This is a genomic window from Achromobacter sp. SIMBA_011, assembly GCF_046535435.1.
Classification (GTDB): Bacteria; Pseudomonadota; Gammaproteobacteria; order Burkholderiales; family Burkholderiaceae_B; genus Achromobacter; species Achromobacter dolens.
This window is the reverse complement of the sequence record NZ_JAWRWN010001237.1, coordinates 1-235: the sequence shown is the minus strand read 5'-3', so window position 1 is coordinate 235 and position 235 is coordinate 1. Positions and strand designations below refer to the sequence as shown.

The window sequence follows — 235 nt, the reverse complement described above, 5'->3', positions numbered from 1 at the left end:
AGAGCAAGACGCGCCAGATGTACCAGACGATCCACGGCAAGCGCTCGCCGTGCGGCAACCTCCCGAACTCGCTGCAGTGGTTCGTTGACAAGCCGCAGCATCGTCTGCACTCGACGGTCTTCATCTGGCTCTTCAGCGCGGCGCTGGGGGCCGACGCAAACACGCCTCAGGCGCTGATCGCGGCCGCCGATCTTTATTCGAACCTGTTCGCCGACACTTCCCCGGTACTGCTCAC

Annotated in this window: 1 pseudogene; it reads left to right on the top strand. The window is 63.4% G+C overall.

The features are described 5' to 3' along the window. Positions 1 to 17: 17 nt before the first annotated feature. A pseudogene (locus SB816_RS35005) lies at positions 18 to 235 on the top strand (hypothetical protein); the annotation flags it as partial.